This window comes from Nocardia sp. NPDC049526, from assembly GCF_044465765.1.
GTDB lineage: Bacteria > Actinomycetota > Actinomycetes > Mycobacteriales > Mycobacteriaceae > Nocardia.
This window is the reverse complement of the sequence record NZ_JBITMA010000011.1, coordinates 214,473-230,609: the sequence shown is the minus strand read 5'-3', so window position 1 is coordinate 230,609 and position 16,137 is coordinate 214,473. Positions and strand designations below refer to the sequence as shown.

Here is a 16,137-nt window from a genome sequence, read left to right as displayed (position 1 = left end):
TCTCCTCCTCGGTCGACGATCTCGTCGTCGACGCTACGACCTGGAGTGCGCTCCAAGTCAAGTGCAAGAGGTTCGGTCAGTTCGCGAATGCACCCATGACGACCGGTGCAACGAACTGCTCCAGCATGACCCGCTCATCGGCCTCGTCACGACCGGGCGCGGTGAGCAGCGACATGATGATACGAGCCAACCAGCGGGCCAGCCGGGAGCCGCCCTGATCGGCCGTCGGCGGCAGCAGCCCGGCCGCTATGGCCTCGATGACCTCGGAGGATTGACCGATTTCATTGGCGAGGCCCGCGTCGCCCGCGGTGAACCACGCGATCAGAGTCGGGTCGGCGCGGACCTCGCGCAGTGATGCGAGCATGACCGCGACGATGCGCTCACCCGGATCGGTGATCCCGCGAGTCCGCTCGGCAACTGCCGCGCCGACCCGACGAGCTTCGCGGTGCACGAACGCGATTCGCAACGCTTGCCGGTTCGGGAAATAGCGATACAGGGTGGCGCGCGAGCAACCCGCAGCCTTCGCGACATCGCCCATCCCGGTGTTCGTGACCCCGCGTTCGACGAACAGCTGCGCGGCCGCATCGAGAATCTGCTCGGCCGCGATATCGGCGCGCTTGGGGCGCAACCAGTCGCCCGGCCCACCCCGCATCGAATCGCCACCCGCTGCCATCATTGGGTCACCCGAAACGGCACACGATCCGGCCAGCGCACATAGCTGCCAGGGGCATAACGCACACGGTCGATATCCACGACGAAATCCGGGCAGCGCGCAAGCAGTTCCTCCAGCGCGACGCACGCGACCATGCGGGCAGCGGCCGCGCCGAGACAGTGATGGTTGCCGTGACTGAAGGTCAGGATCTGCTTGGGCCGCCGCAGCACATCGAGTTCGCTTGCATTGGGACCGAATTCGCGTTCGTCCCGGTTGGCCGAGGCGTACAGCAGCAGCACGCGCCGTCCGGCTGGAATGGTGGCGCCATGAATCTCGATGTCGCGCACCATGGTTCGCGCCAAACCCTGCACCGGCGAGGTGAGCCGCAAGAACTCCTCGACCGCGTCCGGGATGAGCGCCGGATTGTCGATCAGCAGCCGCCGCTGATCCGGATGCTCGGTCAGCAATTGCACCGCACCGCCGAGATTGCCGGTGGTGGTGTCGTTTCCGCCGGTGATCATGGTGAACGCGAAGCCGAGAATCGAGATGATGCCCGCATAGTCGCCATCAGCGCCGAGGCCGGAAGCCACCAGATGCGAGATCGTATCGTCACCGGGTTCGGCGCGGCGGCGTTCGATCAGATGGGTGAAGTACTGCATCAATTCGCCGATGGCCTCTTGGGCATCGAGCGGACTGCCGCCCGCGGAGGCGGTCATGATGAGGTCGGTCCACTCGTCGAATTTCGGCCGATCCGGTTCCGGCACACCGAGATAATGTGCGACCACCATGCTCGGCAGCGGCTTGAAAAGTTCGACGACGATATCGCCCTCCCCCGCCGCCCGCAGCCGCTCCAACCGCTCGACGACGAACGCACGTACCTGCGGTTCGACCGAGCGCACCTGCCGCGGCGTGAAACCCTTGATGACCTGTTTGCGGAAGGTGGTGTGATCCGGCGGATCGGTGAAGACGAACGGCCGCGGTTCGGGCAGCCCGATCTCGCCGAGGTCGCGGTAGTCGACGGTCAGACCACCCGCCGACGAGAAGGTCGCGACGTCCCGCGCCGCCGCGTGCACATCCGAATAGCGGGAAAGGACGTAGTAGTCGCTCGCCGGATCATCCTGGGGCACAACGTGATGCACGGGGTCGTGCGCGCGCAGTTCGGCATACATCTGCCACGGGTCGCACCAAGTCTCCGCGGATCTCAATTCGAAATGCGGGCGGTGAGACAACTCTGTCGTCATGATCCGAGAGTAAGACAGAATGCCAGATCTGTCTAGAACGCGTTCTACATCGGCGCAGAGTTACCACCGGCAACACCGCCACCACGATGAACAGGATTGCCAGCGCCGCTGCCATGGCGATGAAGCCGCATACCTGGATTCGCATCACTCGTAGGTCCTCGTTCACTCGAAGATTGCCAGACTTCCGGGCAGGCCTATCTGGCGTCGTAATTACAAAACCGCCCGCGCCCGTACGTTTTCTCGAGCCGTTGCCATGGCAAGGAGGGCGGTACCGTGGAAGCTGGGCCGAAACGCGGGGAGGCAATGATGGTGCAGTGGGACCGGCCGCCCAGGATGAAGACACCAGATGCGGATGCGCCGTGGAACGAGATCGTGCCACAGCTGTGGATGGGTGGGCATCACTACGGAAATGCCGACGGCGCGCGGGTGCCCGCGATCGTCGGGATCGAATTCGATGTGGTGATCAGCCTGTTCCAGGCCGAGGGGTACGGGCCGGGACCCGATGTCGAACACCATCACCTCGCGATTCCGGACGCCGCGCTGCATGCCGAGCAGCTGGCGGCGGCGCGCGAATTGGCCAGGATCGCCGCCGCGGCGGTTCGCGCCGACCGCAGCGTCATGGTGCGCTGCCAGTACGGATACAACCGTTCGGGATTGGTGGTCGCGCAGACGCTGCTGGATCTCGGGCATTCGGTCGATGACGCCATCGCCCTGATTCGGCAGCGGCGTTCCCGCTATGCGCTGAACAACGAATTCTTCGTGAAGTATCTGACGATGGGTCTCGACCGAACCTGAAATGCCAAGTGCCCCAACCAATGGTCGGGGCACTACGGTTTCGGCAATCGATGCCGATCAACGCGGCGCGTTGGCCGGATCAGCAACGGTCGGATGCACGCCTTCACGATGCGCCCGGCGCACATCCTCGAAGAACTCCCGCGAGAACATTGCCGACAGCACGGCGATACCCGCACGGTGCACCCGGAATTCACTGCGGTTGCTGGTGCCGGTGAGCCGGATGACGCGACCCGCGGCGACCTGCGGCCGCGCGAAATCCTTCACCCGGCCGCGGCCGGTCCAGTGCAGTTCGGTCTGGTCGATGACGGCGTCGTCCGGAACGAGCAGTTTCACCATGGCGTGGTCGAGATCGGCGTGGACAACGATCTCGCCGGTGATCCGCGGCGAACGCAGGTCGATCACCACGCTGCCGTAGCGGGCGGTGATGTCGAAAGTGTCGGCATCGGTCCAGTTGCCGAGGCGCTTGGCGGTCTCGTGGTCGACGTGGATGCGGGCGGCGGTCTTGGCGGTCATTTTTCGATCCTTTCGGGCGGCTTCCGCTGGTGTACCAATAGTGGCATACACACTAGTTTCTTTGCAACTAGTTTGTATGAACCTAGTTGTCGGGACACCACTAGAATGGCGGCATGACGGCATCGACGCAGTTCAAGCGCTCTCCCCTGGCGATGGCGCTGCTCGGCATCCTGCATCTGGAACCGATGCACCCCTATGCGATCCAGCGGCGGATCAAGGAGTGGGGCAAGGACAAGGTCGTCAATGTCACCCAGCGCGCCGCGCTCTACAAGACGATCGGCAGGCTGCAGGAGGCCGGACTGGTCACGGTCCGCGAAACCGGCCGCGATCAGCAATATCCGGAGCGAACCGTCTACGAGATCACCGATGCCGGCCGCGCCGCCTGCGCGACTTGGCTCGCCGAGATGATCGGCGAACCGCGCAACGAGTACCCGGAATTCCCTGCGGCGCTGTCATTCCTGATGCTGCTCGGACCCGAGGGCGCTCGCACGGAATTGCAGCGGCGGGCAAAGTCGGTGCGCGCCAAGCTCGCCGAGATGGATGCCGATGCGAAACAAGCCGCCGCGATGCAGCTGCCCAGGGTGGTGATGCTGGAGGACGAGTACCAGCGCGCGGTCACCGAGGCCGAATTGCGTTGGCTCGATGCCGTTATCGCCGATCTGGCCGCGGGCACCCTCACCTGGTCCAGGGAATCCCTACTGCCGTACCAGCAGCCATAACCCACATCATCGGACAACTTCGGCATACGACGCGCAAGATGGCGCGTTCGGGGCGACGATGTATTGCGTGGCAGGACAATTCGTTCCGGTCCCCGACTGGTTCGCATGGGAGAACCAGGATTGTGGGATCGCGATCGCGGATATCGATGGTGACGGCGCCCTGGATGTCGTCGTACTCATGGTGGACAATCCGGATGGTCAGAACACCGCGTCATATCGGATGGGCATGGGGCTGGCCCCCGACGGCTCGACGAAGAGTTGGGGACCGTGGCTGCCGGTGCCGGATTGGTACGGCTGGGAGAACCAGGGCGCGGGCATCGCAATCGGCGATCTGAGCGGCAACGGCCGACCTGATCTCGTGGTGTTCGTCGTGGACAATCCACCCGGCCAGAACCAGGGCTGCTACCGGATCGGGCGCGATCTGGCCGAGGACGGCACAGTGACCGGCGGCTGGACGCCGTGGATCGCAGTGCCGGATTGGTACGGCTGGGAGAACCAGGGTGCCGATATCTGCCTCACGTCCGTCGATGGGCAGCTCACCCTGGTCGTTTTGGCAGTCGACAATCCGCCGGGCCAGAACAGCGGACAGTTCCGGTTGGCCAAGGGACTGAGCGCGGACGGCACGGTCGGCGAATGGACGCCGTGGGTGGCGGTACCGGACTGGTACGGCTGGGAGAACCAAGGCGCGGGCATCACGGCCGCGGATCTGGACGGCGACGGCAGGCCGGAACTGATCGTCTTCGCGGTGGACAACCCCGAGGGTGTGAATACCGGTGTGTACACCATCGGCTGGGGCCTGGAAGGTTCCGGGCATGCGGTCGACGGCTGGAGCGTGTGGACCGAGACCGAGTGGGGTTTCGCCGAAAACCAAGGCGCGGCATTGGCTTTGCTGCCGCACGACGGCACACCTCCAGAACTGGTGGTCTTCACCATCGACGCACCGGATGGCGTCAATGCCGGTTATGTGCGCGTGCTCGAACTGGAGACCGATCTGACGCACGCACCACATATGGGCTTATGGCGCATTCTCGATTTCGGCACCGAGATCAACCCGGTGCACGCCGCCGTACTGCACACCGGTGACGTGCTGTTCTTCGCCGGTTCCGGTAACGATCCGGACCGCCACGACGCCCACGAATTCCGCACGCGCGTCTGGCATTACCCGCGACCGGGACTGAGCGCACCCGAAACCCCGATCGATCTGTTCTGCGTCGGACACGCGTTCCTACCGGACGGCAGGCTGCTCGCGGCGGGCGGCACCGAACGCTACGACCCGTTCTACGGACTGAAGGACGCACTGATCTTCGATCCGGCGACGCTGACCTGGAATACCAAGCCGGACATGGCTTTCGGACGCTGGTACCCGGCGCTGGCGCCGCTGCCGAGCGGCAATATCGTCGCGGTGTCGGGTCTGGGTGCCGACAACTTCCTATCCGTCATTCCGGAACTCTTCGACGCCGGCACCGAAACCTGGTCCCAGCTGCCGTCTCCCGGTCCGATCCCGATGTACGGGCATCTCGTTCTACTCGCCGACGGCAGGTTGTTCTACACCGGCGGCCAATACGGTGCGAACAACGGCATGCGGCCGTCGATTTGGGATCCGGCGACCGGTGCAACCGTCGAGGTGCCCGGTCTCACCGATCCGGGTTCCCGCAATCAGTCGGCGAGTGTGCTGCTGCCACCCGCCCAGCAACAGCGGGTCATGATTCTCGGTGGCGGCGGATACGACATGCACAGTCCCGCACCGGCTTTGGCCGATACCAGAATCGTCGATCTGACCTCGGCCACACCGGAATACCAGGCGGCGCCGCCGATGGACCATGCCAGGATGCATCTGAGCGCGGTGCTGCTCCCGGACCGAACGGTGCTGGCCACCGGCGGTTCGGGTATGGAGGAGATGGCGCACGACGCGCCGCCGCACGCCGAGATCTTCGATCCGGCGATGGGTACCTGGATGCACACCGCGCCCTGTCGGGTGCCGCGGCTGTACCACTCCGTCGCCCTGCTCACCCCCGACGGCAAGGTGATCACCGCCGGCTCGAATCCGGCACGCAAGACCGAGGAATTGCGCATAGAAACCTATTGGCCGCCTTATCTTTTCCAAGGCGAGCGACCGCAGCTCGCGCTCGCGACGGACACCGTCGCCTACGGCGCGACCGTCACCGCGACTACCACCGCGGCACTGCGCGAGGTGAATCTCGTCCGGCCCGGGGCGTGCACCCACTCCTCCGATAACGAGCAACGCCTGATAGATCTCGAATTCACCAGCACCGCACCGGATTCCGTGACGATCACGCTGCCTTCGAATCCGGCACTCGCGCCGCCGGGCTGGTATCTGGTGTTCGTCGTGACCGACCAGGGCGTGCCGTCGACCGGACAGTGGCTGCACCTGAGCTGATTGTGACCGATCACAGTCCCGGACCGCGACGACGGTGGCGGTGACTGCCCCCTGGTCCGTTGCCGCCATGGGCGACCGGTCGACCCGTAAGGTACCGATCATGGTTCCCACCGAGATATCCGAGCTGGTCGAGTCGGTCGTGGAGTCGTATCTGCTCGACGGACCGCGCCGCTACAACCGGACCCAGGTCGCCGAACAATCCGGGACGACCACCGACCTGACCAAACGGCTGTGGATGGCGCTCGGCTTCCCGGCCGGTCTCGACGATACCGCCGTCGACTACGCCGACGCCGATATCGCCGCGGTGCGCAATTTCCGCGCACTCGATGTGCTCGCCTCGGCGGACTCCCGTCAGCAGGCCGCGACCGCACGCACCCTCGGCCAGGGCATGGCACGACTGGCCGAATGGCAGGTCGATGTGGTGCTCGCCGAAATCAGCGCTCGGATGGCCGCGGCCGCCCCCGGCACCGATCCAGCCGAAATCGCGCGTGCCGCCACCGAGGCGGCCATCTCCACGCTCGAACAGCTCAATACCTACGCGTGGCGCCGCCATCTCGCCGCGGCCCTGGCCCGTTCCCTCGATCCGGGTACCACGGCGGGCGAGGCGGTGCGCGAGCTGGCGGTCGGCTTCGCCGATATGGTCGGCTACACCCGGCTCACCAGGCATCTGCACCCCGACGAACTCTCCATGCTGCTGGAGGCATTCGAATCCACCACCACCGCCGCGATCACCGAGAACGGCGGCTGGGTGATCAAGAATGTCGGCGACGAGGTCATGTTCGCGGCCGAGGATCCAACGGATGCGGCCCGCATCGCGCTGGCCATCCAGGAGAGCACGATGATGGTCGGCGGCACGCCGGAGTTGCGGGTCGCCGTGGCATACGGACCGGTCTTGCAGCGCTTCGGCGATCTGTACGGCTCGGTGGTCAATATCGCCTCCCGGCTCACCGGCGTCGCTCGACCCGGCACCGTTCTCGTCGATGACGAGGCCGCCGCGGCACTGGACGGCAATCCGGAGTTCGATATCCGCAATCTGCGCAGCGTACGCGTCCGCGGCTTCAACCGGCTGCGCCCGCACACCCTGCGCCGCAACGGCAAGTACAGATAGCGCACGACCTGAGGGCGCCGCCTGCGTCTCCATACGTTGCGCCGCGACGGCAAATACCGGTGGCGCACGACCCAAGCTCACCGCCTGCGTCGCCACACGCTGCGCCACAAAAACAAACACCGTGGCCCACGACCCAAGCCCACCGCTCGGGTCGTGACACGCTGCGCCACAAAAACAAACACCGTGGCCCACGACCCAAGCCCACCGCCCGGGTCGCCACACGCTGCGCCACAAAAACAAACACCGTGGCCCACGACCCAAGCCCACCGCCTGCGTCGCCACACGCTGCGCCACAAAGGCAGGCACGGTGGCCCACGACCTAAGCTCGTCCGGTGGAGTTCGAGTGGGCCGAGTTGCGGAAGAGCTGCGTTATCGAGGAGGACGCGGCGGTGCTGGCGCTGAACAAGCCCGCCGGGATTTCGGTAACCGGGGAGCGGCACGACAGCGATATCGTCGAGGCGGCCGCCGCGGTAGGGGAAACGCTGTATCCGGTGCACCGGATCGACAAGGTGACCTCCGGACTGGTGCTGCTGGCCAAGGAGCTGGGTGCGCACGGGCAGCTGACCAGGCAGTTCAATAAGCAGACGGCCGAGAAGGCCTATCTGGCGATCGTCGAGTCGACCGGCCTGCCCGATCACGGCGTCATCGAACTGCCGCTCAGTGTCGGCCGCAAGAACCGCGTGCGAATCGCCGCGCCCCGCGAATCCATTCGCGAGCAGGCCGGTCGCTGGTTCGTCGATGACGCGGATCTCTTGGCCACCAAGAACTATCCGTCGACAACCCAGTTCACAACGGTTCTGTGCACAGCCACCCACACCGTGCTCGCCGTACGCCCGATCACCGGCCGCCGCCACCAGATCCGCGTACACCTGGCCTGGATCGGGCACCCCATCGTCGGCGACCCCCTATTCGACAAATCCGCCCGATACGACCGCACCTACCTCCACTCCTGGCAACTCGCCCTCGCCGCCCCCTGGCGCACGCCCCCGACCCTCACCCTCCAGGCAACCCCAACCCCCGACTTCTGGCACCCTCTCCACCCCACCCCCGATGCCACCGCCCTCCTCCAACACGCCGACAACCTCCTGCGCACCGCCCAATCCCCGCCCCCGCCAACCGAATAGCCCTCGCCCGGCCCAACATCGCGCGCGAATAGAGGGCTATTCCATGCGCGACGGGCCATGTCACGCTCGGCGTATCACCAGACCGGATGTGCCGCAGCGGCGACCCGACCGCAACCTCCGCGGGCAATGCCAGCGCTGCTCACATTCCTTGCGCGCCGCCACGGTTACATCGACGGCCGGCCGGTCGTCGTCATCGCCCATGACCAGACCGTGCACGGCGGTTCGGTCGGCGAGACGTTCGGCCGAAAGGTGACCGCCGCAATCGAATTCGTGCAAGAGAGCGCCTGCCCGGTGGTGTCGATCAACGATTCCGGCGGCGCCCGCATCCAGGAGGCGGTGACCTCGCCGGCCTGGTACACGCTGATGTGCCGACGCCAGGAGGATCTGTCCGGCTTCGCGCGCACGGAGTAACCGGGAACTCAGTGCGCGACAGGGTAAATCGCCTGCGGCAAGCACCGGAGCCCATGCGTCGCAGCTGCCGCGAGTGGGACCTCTGCAGGCCAGAGCAATGCGCAGAGAAGATGCTGCCGGCGAGCACACCTCCGCGCCCGAAATGACCGGAAACGCGATGCGCAGCAAAGTAATTGGCGCACGGTGATCACTCGACAGCGGGCGGATACTACTCAGGCCAAACCGGGGAACGCCCGAGGATGGCGACGATCTCGTCGAGCGCGGACTCACCGGACCAGGTGATGACCGGTCCGAAGGCGGAGCCAGGGGCCAGGCGGGCCGGGCCACCGGGAACAACCTCGGCTACCGATAAAGCGACCGCAAGCAAGTCGTCGTCGAAATGCACTGTGTGGCTGAGGGTTCGGGCGACGTCCCAGGAGTGCACGACGTAATCGATGAAGTGGAAGCTGACCGCCTCGGCTCCGGAGAATTCGAAGGCGCGGGTGAACTCCGGCAGCGGGAAGGTCCGGTCGAGCACGCCGTCCTCGGCGAAGGACGCCAGCACATGTTCAGCGGCAGCGCGGTAGTCCGCGACCGGGTCATCGCCCAGCGGACGCAGCCGCCACAGCGACAGATCACCCTCGCCGCGAGAGGCGGCCGCGAAGCCGTAGTGCTGGGTGATCATGTGCGCCAGCAACCCGTGCAGCGTCCAGCCGGCGCACGGCGTCGGCTTGGCCAAATCGGCGGGAGTCAGCTGGGAAACAACTTCGATGCTGGTGCGCACGGCCTGGGAATTCAGGGCGATCAAATCGACCTGCTTCCCCAGTGATTTGAGGGTCTGCAACTCGGGGGCGGTGTCGGAATCGGTGGTCATCGCTGTCCTCTCGATACATCCAAATTGATAAGCGCATACTTATCGTAAGCTTATGCTTACGATAAGCCAAGCGGTATTTTCTACCCATGCCGGAGAAGCGCCCCGACCTCGCCGCGATGATCGCGCCGCTCGGCCGCGCCCTCGCCATGGCAGAACTGCCCATACTCGAGCGGCACGGCCTGACCATGTGGGGCTATGTGGTCCTGCTCGGACTGGGCGAGGAACCCGTCTACACCCAGGCCGCGCTGGCCAAGAAGATCCGCGCGGACAAGACGCGCATCATCGGCACACTCGACCAACTCCAGCAGCGCGGCCTCATCCGGCGCGACCTCGATCCAGCCGACCGGCGCGCACGCCTGATATCGCTCACCCCGGCCGGTCGGACGACCCGCGACCAGGCACAACGCGATATCCAGGAGCAGGAGAACCGACTGCTGGCCCAGCTCCCCGCCGCCGATCGCAAGTCGTTCCTGCGGTCACTGCAGACGCTGTGGGCATCGGTCGTCGACCCGTCGAGCTGACCCGGTGTGCGTGCGACCACTTCCGACCCCGCGGCCTTCTACCGGTGGTCAGCCTCATGGCGACGCGGAACCCGCAGGTCATCTAGCCTGTAGACGTGCAGGCACACGATGCCGACACACTCTGACGCAATGGAGCGATCCCCCAGAGAAAGCGAACGCCGATGATCCTGGTGGCTCAGGTCAGCGATACCCATTTCGATCTCGGCACCCGCAATGCCGAACGCGTCGAGCGGGTCATGGCCTATCTCGCCGAGCTGCGACACAGGCCCGATGCCATTCTGGTGACCGGCGATATCACCGATTCGGGTAAGCCCGAGCAGTACGCCGAGGCGCGCGTCGCACTCCACGCCGATATCCCCGTCTACGCCCTGCCCGGTAACCACGACGACCGCGCTGCCTTCCGTACGATCCTGCTCGGCGAATCCGCGTCGACCGCGCCGATCAACCACGCACACCGGATCGGCAATTCGACCGTGGTCCTGCTGGATTCGAGCGTCCCTGGCGAATCCGGCGGCCGACTCACCGAGGAAACCTACGACTGGCTGCGCGGCGTACTCGCCGCCGCACCCGCCGACGCGCCCATTCTCCTTGCACTGCACCATCCGCCCGCACATCTGTTCAGTCCGGTCATCGATGAGATCTCGCTGGCGGAGCCCGAGAAACTGGCCGATGTGGTCGCCGCCGACGAACGCATCGTCGGCGTGATCACCGGACATGCGCATTCCGCCGCCACGACCACCTTCGCGGGCCGCCCGCTACTGATCTCCCCGAGCACCGCCTCCGTCCTCGCCGGGGAGTGGGAACTCGAACTTCCCCATCGCGTGATGGACTACGCGCCGGATCCGGCCATCGCCCTGCACATCATCGACGAAAGTCACCGCATCACAACGCATTTCCGCAGCATTGCGATGGGTGGGCGGATCGGCGTGCAGCCGAATTAGCGGCGCACCGCCCGTTCGCGGCGGTAGGCCGCCGGTGTCGCGCCGGTCCAGCGCTTGAAGGCGTAGATGAAGGTGGAGGATTCGGCGTAGCCGAGCCGGATGGCCACATCGCTCACCGAAAGCGGTGTGGCGGTGAGCATTTCCTCGGCGAGCGCGCGGCGCACCTCGTCCAGCAGCGCGCGGTAGCTGGTACCCGCGGCATCGAGGTGGCGGCGCAGGGTGCGGGTGCTCATATTGAGATCGCGTGCGACGGAGTCGATTCCACGCGGTGCGGCGAATCCGTCGGCACCGCCGGGCACCAGGAGTTCGCGCACCTCGGCCGCGATACCGGTGCGGGCTCGGCGGCGATCCACCAGATCCCGGCATTGCGCGAGGCACATGGCCCAGGTGTGCTCATTCGCCTGCGGCAGTGGCTGTTCCAGCATTGCCGGATCGATAGTGAACAGGTTGCGCGGCCGTCCGAAACGCGGCTGCACCTGGGTGACCGCCATGATCCGATCGACGTATGCCGGCTCGGGAAAACGGAATTCGGCCCTGGTGAGCGGCAACTGCTTACCGATCAGATCGCTCATGACCTGATGCATGGCGGTCACATCGCGCTCGACCAAGAACTGGCGCACATCGGGCGGAATCGATTCGTCGTGCACCCAGGCGATGAATTCGCCCTCCCCCCACTCCGCGACGGGCAGGCAGAAGGTGAAGCTCAGCTCCAGATAGCGCAGCGCGAACGAGATCGCCTCACCGAGCGTCGGACTGCTGACGCAGGCGAAGCCGAAAATGCCGAAGGTGGTGATCCGATACCGGCGACCGATCTCGACACCGAGCGCGGGCGTATCGGCGAGTTCGCGGACGAGATTGCGGATGACGGCGAGTTCGGTGCGCGCGTCGATCTGCGCGTCCGGATCGTGCAGCATGGCCTCGGTCAGCCCGGTTCCGACGAGCATGCGCGCGACGGGCACGCCCTGCTCACCGGCATAGCCGACCATGAGTGCCACGCTGGCGATGCCGCGCGGAAAGTTCCAGTCGCGGATGCCCGGATCCTGTACCCGCTCCACAGCGGACATTATGGCCGAAAATCTCGATAGCACCCGTTGCGACTGCTTGCAGGTCGCTCGAAAGGATCAGCCCCCATACACGACCAGCGGTCTTAGAGTGGAACTCATCTACAGTGCTGTGAGGAGTGCCACATATGACAGCCGGCGAACGACCCTCGGTCATCATCATCGGCGCCGGTTTCGGCGGCGTCGGGATGGCAATCGAATTGCGGCGCAACGGTTTCGACGATATCACCATCCTGGAGCGCGGCACGGATATCGGCGGGGTCTGGCGGGAGAACACCTATCCCGGCGCGGCTTGTGATGTGCCGTCGCCGCTGTACTCGTTCTCCTACGAGCCCAAGCCGGACTGGCCGCAGCGGTATTCCGGACAGGCCGCGATCCACGGCTACCTGCGCGGTGTCGCCCAGCGGCACCGTCTGCTGGAGGCGATCCATTTCGGCGCCGAGGTGACCGACGCCGAATTCGACGACAGTTCCGGCCGCTGGACCGTACGGACCAAGGACGGCACGGCCCGAACCGCCGACGTGCTCATCTCCGCAGTCGGCCAATTGTCCCGGCCCGCGCTGCCGAATATTCCCGGCATCGATACCTTCACCGGTCAGGCCTTCCACTCGGCCGAATGGGATCACGGCGTCGAGTTGGCCGGTAAACGCGTCGCCTGCATCGGCACCGGCGCCAGCGCCATCCAGTACATTCCGGAGATCCAGCCGCGGGTCGAACACCTCACCCTGTTCCAGCGCACAGCGGCCTGGGTGCTGCCCAAATTCGATACCGACTACACCCCGGTCCAGCACAAACTCTTCGCCCAGGTGCCCGGTGCGCTGCTGGTCGAACGGTTCGGCTGGTGGGCCATCGCCGAATTCATCGCGCTCGGCCTGGTCGAATTCCCGTGGATCGTAGGACTGGTCGCGAAGATCGCGTCGAAACATCTGGAAGTGCAGGTCCCGGATCCGGAACTGCGCGCCAAACTCACCCCCGACTATCCGATCGGCTGTAAGCGCGGCCTGTTCTCCAACGACTACTACCCGGCTCTGCTCGAACCGAACGTGCAGGTCGAGACCACCGCCATCACCGATATCGTGCCGAACGGCGTGCGCACCGCCGATGGCAAGGTGCACGAGGCGGAGGTAATCGTCTACGGCACCGGATTCAAGGGCACCGAATTCCTCTGGCCCATGAATATTTACGGCCGAGCGGGTCGCAAGCTCTCCGATGCCTGGCAGGGCGGCGCGCACGCCTACTGCGGCATAACCGTGCCCGACTTCCCGAATCTGTTCCTGGTCTACGGACCGAATACCAATCTCGGCGTCGGCTCGATCATCTACATGATCGAATCGCAGGCCCGCTATATCCGCCAGGCCGTCCAACTGCTCGCCGAACGTCCCGGCCACGTGCTCGAGGTGCGTCCCGAGGCGGAGGCGCAATTCAATACCGCGGTTCAGCAGCGCCTCGCGCGCACACCGTGGAACTTCTGCTCCAGCTGGTATCGCACCGCTTCGGGCCGGATCACGAACAACTGGCCGGGTCCCCAGCTCGCCTATCGCCGTCGCGTCCGCAAGCTGAAGGCCGCCGACTACCAGCTGACCAGGGTCGCCTGAAGCTCAAGCTCTCCACAGGAAGACCACACGAACTGTGCACAGGATCCTGGCAGACTTGACCCGTGAGTGATCTGCCCGCCCGCCCCACCGAGCGCGGACCGCTGCGCCCGATCGAATTGGCGGTGGGGGCGGTACTCGGCGGTGCCACCGTCGGCCTGGTCACCGTCGGTGCGCTGATTCCGTTCGCCGCGGCGCTGCAGCTGGTGGCCGCGGTGCCGCTGGCCATGATCGCGCACCGCTATCGGCTGCGCGCCCTGATCACGGCGACCGGTTCGGCCGTACTTGTCTGCTTCGTCGCGGCGGGCATCGTGCCCGCATTCGGCATTCTCAGCTCGGCCACCATCGCGGGCATCATCGGCACCGTCAAACGTCGACGCGGCGGTTTGCCCGCGGTGCTCGGATTATCGGCAATCGCCGGTCTCGGCTTCGCGGCGTTCGCCGTCGGAACGCTGTTCGTGCTGTCCCGGTCACGGAATCTACTGTTCAACACCATCCGCAGCACCGCCGAGGGCTTGGAGCGGACGGCGGCGCGGCAGCCCCAGCTGGAACCCCTCGGACGCGGAGTCGCCGACGCCGCGGATGCCGCGATCCGCTGGTGGTGGGTCCTGGTCGGCGGCGGTGTGCTGGCGGGTTTCATCGCGACGGCGGTGTTCTCCTGGTTCGTACTCGGCTCGGTACTCGATCGGCTGTCCTGGCTGCCCAGTCGGGACCGGCTCGACGCACGACCCGACAACCGGCCCATCGCGCCGCTGCCGGTGCGACTGCGCGAGGTCGGCTTCCGCTATCCGGGCGCGCCGGTGGATGCGCTGTCCGGGATCGATCTCACGGTCGATATCGGCGAATTCGTGGCCATTGTCGGCCACAACGGATCGGGCAAATCGACACTGACCCGGCTGCTGGCCGGACATCCGCCGACCACCGGCAGCGTGGACCGTCCGGGCGCGGCAGGCCTCGGTCACCTGGGTGGCACCGCATTGGTGCTGCAGCGACCGGAGAGCCAGACGCTAGGCGTGCTCGTCGCCGACGATGTGGTGTGGGGTCTGTCCACCGAACTCGCCGCCACGGTCGACATCGATGGCCTGCTGCACGAGGTCGGCCTGGACGGCATGGGCGATCGCGAGACCGCGACGCTTTCGGGCGGTCAGCAGCAGCGGCTGGCGGTGGCCGCGGCATTGGCCCGCCGCCCCGCGCTGCTCATTGCCGACGAGGCCACCTCGATGATCGATCCGGATGGTCGCCGTGATCTCGTCGCACTCCTGGCCGAATTGCCCAAACGCCATCCGATGGCAGTGGTGCTGGTCACCCATCACGAGGCCGATGCCGCCGCCGCCGACCGGGTGGTACATCTGGCCGGTGGCCGGACCGTGGAGCGGCTGCCCGCCTGGCCGCGACCGGCCGGCGAGATCCGGCGTCGGCCGATGGGCGAAACCATCCTGCAGCTGAGCGAAGTCCGCCACACCTATAACCGCGGAACACCGTGGGCCGCACCGGCTCTGCACGGCGTCGACCTGACTGTGCGACGCGGCGAGGCGCTACTCGTGGTGGGCGGCAATGGCTCCGGCAAATCGACGCTGGCCTGGATCATGGCGGGATTGATCGAACCCAGCTCCGGCCGTTGCGAATTGGGCGGTAAGCCGATCGCGAAGCAGATCGGCCGGGTGGAATTGGCGTTCCAGCACTCCCGGCTGCAGCTGCAGAAGCAGACGGTCGGCGACGAAGTAGCGGACTGGGGCGGACGGGCCACCGGATCCGGTGCGGTCGGACGCGCACTGGATGCAGTCGGTCTGGATCGCGCACTGGCCGCGCGCTCCATCGAAGAACTCAGCGGCGGCCAAGCCAAGCGCGTGGTGCTCGCGGCCATTGTGGCCAGCCACGCGCCGGTCGTCGTGCTCGACGAGCCGCTGGCCGGATTGGACCCGCACGGTCGCGCCGAGATCGTGGAACTGCTTGCCCGCCTGCGCGATTCCGGGCTGACCCTGATCGTCATCTCCCATGACGTGCACGATATGGCCGCGGTCTGCGACCGGGCCGTACATCTCGAGGCCGGACGCATTCTGGAGACCGATCCGATCCGCGACACCGCGAATGTGCCCGCGCACCAGCTGGATTCCCGCACGACAATGCCGGGAACGCGTCCAGGCGATCCGGCCTGGCGACTCGGGAACGGAGGTCGGTCATGACCGAGCGCAGCGAGCGAACATTCAA

The 16,137-nt window shown here is 66.0% G+C and carries 14 protein-coding genes and 1 pseudogene; 10 read left to right on the top strand and 5 right to left on the bottom strand.

Annotated elements, in window-relative coordinates; translation table 11 throughout:
* Positions 1–76: 76 nt before the first annotated feature.
* The gene (locus tag ACIBW7_RS31810) at positions 77–676 is read right to left on the bottom strand and encodes a TetR/AcrR family transcriptional regulator (protein WP_397052775.1); all 600 of its coding nucleotides are present in this window, start codon (positions 674–676) and stop codon (positions 77–79) included.
* The gene (locus ACIBW7_RS31805; protein ID WP_397052773.1) at positions 673–1,893 is read right to left on the bottom strand and encodes a cytochrome P450; all 1,221 of its coding nucleotides are present in this window, start codon (positions 1,891–1,893) and stop codon (positions 673–675) included. Before ACIBW7_RS31805 ends, ACIBW7_RS31810 begins: the two co-directional genes overlap by 4 nt.
* Before the next feature lie 273 nt (positions 1,894–2,166).
* Here ACIBW7_RS31805 and ACIBW7_RS31800 point away from each other — a divergent pair, with 273 nt between their 5' ends.
* Complete coding sequence (locus tag ACIBW7_RS31800) at positions 2,167–2,688, top strand: hypothetical protein (RefSeq protein ID WP_397052771.1); 522 nt, start codon at positions 2,167–2,169, stop codon at positions 2,686–2,688.
* Positions 2,689–2,745: 57 nt separating this feature from the next.
* Here ACIBW7_RS31800 and ACIBW7_RS31795 read toward each other — a convergent pair whose 3' ends face one another.
* Positions 2,746–3,201 (bottom strand): hypothetical protein, encoded by a 456-nt coding sequence (locus tag ACIBW7_RS31795; RefSeq protein ID WP_397052769.1) that lies wholly within the window; start codon positions 3,199–3,201, stop codon positions 2,746–2,748.
* 113 nt (positions 3,202–3,314) lie between these two features.
* On the opposite strand from ACIBW7_RS31795, the gene ACIBW7_RS31790 reads away from it, so the two are divergent.
* The 5 genes and pseudogenes from ACIBW7_RS31790 to ACIBW7_RS31770 form a co-directional block, all read left to right on the top strand.
* Positions 3,315–3,920, top strand: coding sequence for a PadR family transcriptional regulator (locus ACIBW7_RS31790; protein WP_397052767.1), 606 nt, complete (start codon positions 3,315–3,317; stop codon positions 3,918–3,920).
* 67 nt (positions 3,921–3,987) lie between these two features.
* The gene (locus ACIBW7_RS31785) at positions 3,988–6,318 is read left to right on the top strand and encodes a galactose oxidase-like domain-containing protein (protein ID WP_397052765.1); all 2,331 of its coding nucleotides are present in this window, start codon (positions 3,988–3,990) and stop codon (positions 6,316–6,318) included.
* A gap of 100 nt (positions 6,319–6,418) precedes the next feature.
* Positions 6,419–7,426 carry an adenylate/guanylate cyclase domain-containing protein gene (locus tag ACIBW7_RS31780; RefSeq protein WP_397052763.1) on the top strand — a complete coding sequence of 336 codons (1,008 nt, stop codon included), beginning with the start codon at positions 6,419–6,421 and terminating at the stop codon, positions 7,424–7,426.
* Positions 7,427–7,758: 332 nt separating this feature from the next.
* Positions 7,759–8,550 carry an RluA family pseudouridine synthase gene (locus tag ACIBW7_RS31775; protein ID WP_397052761.1) on the top strand — a complete coding sequence of 264 codons (792 nt, stop codon included), beginning with the start codon at positions 7,759–7,761 and terminating at the stop codon, positions 8,548–8,550.
* Between the two features lie 159 nt (positions 8,551–8,709).
* Positions 8,710–8,943 (top strand): annotated as a pseudogene (locus tag ACIBW7_RS31770) (carboxyl transferase domain-containing protein); the annotation flags it as partial.
* A 226-nt stretch (positions 8,944–9,169) separates the two neighbouring features.
* Here the strand turns inward: ACIBW7_RS31770 and ACIBW7_RS31765 are convergent.
* Entirely contained in the window at positions 9,170–9,814 is a 645-nt protein-coding gene (locus tag ACIBW7_RS31765) for a TIGR03086 family metal-binding protein (protein WP_397052759.1), read from the bottom strand.
* An 86-nt stretch (positions 9,815–9,900) separates the two neighbouring features.
* On the opposite strand from ACIBW7_RS31765, the gene ACIBW7_RS31760 reads away from it, so the two are divergent.
* Together ACIBW7_RS31760 and ACIBW7_RS31755 are read left to right on the top strand one after the other, a co-directional pair.
* Entirely contained in the window at positions 9,901–10,335 is a 435-nt protein-coding gene (locus ACIBW7_RS31760; RefSeq protein WP_397052757.1) for a MarR family winged helix-turn-helix transcriptional regulator, read from the top strand.
* Between the two features lie 161 nt (positions 10,336–10,496).
* Entirely contained in the window at positions 10,497–11,276 is a 780-nt protein-coding gene (locus ACIBW7_RS31755; RefSeq protein ID WP_397052755.1) for a metallophosphoesterase, read from the top strand.
* On the opposite strand, the gene ACIBW7_RS31750 is transcribed toward ACIBW7_RS31755, so the two are convergent.
* Complete coding sequence (locus ACIBW7_RS31750; RefSeq protein WP_397052753.1) at positions 11,273–12,340, bottom strand: AraC family transcriptional regulator; 1,068 nt, start codon at positions 12,338–12,340, stop codon at positions 11,273–11,275. The genes ACIBW7_RS31755 and ACIBW7_RS31750 overlap by 4 nt on opposite strands.
* Before the next feature lie 125 nt (positions 12,341–12,465).
* Between ACIBW7_RS31750 and ACIBW7_RS31745 the strand changes: the two genes are divergently transcribed.
* A complete protein-coding gene (locus tag ACIBW7_RS31745; protein WP_397052750.1) occupies positions 12,466–13,932 on the top strand; it encodes a flavin-containing monooxygenase in 1,467 nt (488 codons plus the stop codon).
* A 62-nt stretch (positions 13,933–13,994) separates the two neighbouring features.
* Positions 13,995–16,112, top strand: a complete 2,118-nt coding sequence (locus ACIBW7_RS31740) for an ATP-binding cassette domain-containing protein (RefSeq protein WP_397052748.1) — start codon at positions 13,995–13,997, stop codon at positions 16,110–16,112.
* Positions 16,113–16,137: the final 25 nt, after the last annotated feature.

Bases quoted from the DNA above. Each gene is read 5' to 3' on its own strand.
- ACIBW7_RS31810 (WP_397052775.1), bottom strand. From the start codon at position 676: ATGATGGCAGCGGGTGGCGATTCGATGCGGGGTGGGCCGGGCGACTGG.
- ACIBW7_RS31805 (WP_397052773.1), bottom strand. From the start codon at position 1,893: ATGACGACAGAGTTGTCTCACCGCCCGCATTTCGAATTGAGATCCGCG.
- ACIBW7_RS31795 (WP_397052769.1), bottom strand. From the start codon at position 3,201: ATGACCGCCAAGACCGCCGCCCGCATCCACGTCGACCACGAGACCGCC.
- ACIBW7_RS31790 (WP_397052767.1), top strand. From the start codon at position 3,315: ATGACGGCATCGACGCAGTTCAAGCGCTCTCCCCTGGCGATGGCGCTG.
- ACIBW7_RS31780 (WP_397052763.1), top strand. From the start codon at position 6,419: ATGGTTCCCACCGAGATATCCGAGCTGGTCGAGTCGGTCGTGGAGTCG.
- ACIBW7_RS31765 (WP_397052759.1), bottom strand. From the start codon at position 9,814: ATGACCACCGATTCCGACACCGCCCCCGAGTTGCAGACCCTCAAATCA.
- ACIBW7_RS31760 (WP_397052757.1), top strand. From the start codon at position 9,901: ATGCCGGAGAAGCGCCCCGACCTCGCCGCGATGATCGCGCCGCTCGGC.
- ACIBW7_RS31755 (WP_397052755.1), top strand. From the start codon at position 10,497: ATGATCCTGGTGGCTCAGGTCAGCGATACCCATTTCGATCTCGGCACC.
- ACIBW7_RS31750 (WP_397052753.1), bottom strand. From the start codon at position 12,340: ATGTCCGCTGTGGAGCGGGTACAGGATCCGGGCATCCGCGACTGGAAC.
- ACIBW7_RS31745 (WP_397052750.1), top strand. From the start codon at position 12,466: ATGACAGCCGGCGAACGACCCTCGGTCATCATCATCGGCGCCGGTTTC.